At 70.1% G+C, this 628-nt stretch carries 1 protein-coding gene; it reads right to left on the reverse strand.

Annotation, left to right across the window (positions count from 1 at the left end):
• The coding region (locus CCN33_RS30810) for a UDP-N-acetylmuramoyl-tripeptide--D-alanyl-D-alanine ligase (RefSeq protein ID WP_140394790.1) at window positions 1-628 on the reverse strand (628 nt) is incomplete at both ends.

Here is a 628-nt window from a genome sequence, read left to right on the forward strand (position 1 = left end):
ACGGCGGCCGCGGCGAGCGCGTTCGACACGTGATGCTCACCGTACAGGCGCATGGTCACATCGCTTGCACCGGAGGGTGTGTGAAGCCTGAAGGAGGGCTGTCCGCTGTCCGTGAGTCGTACGTTCTCGGCGCGTACGTCCGCTTCGGCCGACTCTCCGAAAAGGACCACCTTCGCCTTGGTACGCGAGGCCATCGCGCGCACCAGCGGGTCGTCGGCGTTGAGGATCGCCGCGCCGCCGTCCGCCGCCGAGGGCAGGCTCTCCACCAACTCGCCCTTGGCCTGGGCGATCTGCTCACGGCCGCCGAACTCGCCGATGTGGGCGCTGCCCACGTTGAGCACCAACCCGACCTTCGGCGGGGTGAGTCCGGCCAGGTAGCGGATGTGTCCGATGCCGCGGGCGCCCATCTCCAGCACGAGGAACTTCGTCTCCTCGGTGGCGGACAGGGCGGTCAGCGGCAGCCCGATCTCGTTGTTGAGCGAGCCGGGCGTGAACACGGTCGGCGCCTTGCCGCCGAGCACCTGGGCGATCAGGTCCTTGGTGCTGGTCTTGCCGGCCGAGCCGGTCAGCGCGACGAGGGTCGCGCCGAGGCGTTCCACGACATGGCGGGCGAGGGCGCCGAGGGCCT

It is taken from the genome of Streptomyces recifensis (assembly GCF_002154615.1).
Lineage (GTDB): Bacteria > Actinomycetota > Actinomycetes > Streptomycetales > Streptomycetaceae > Streptomyces > Streptomyces griseoluteus.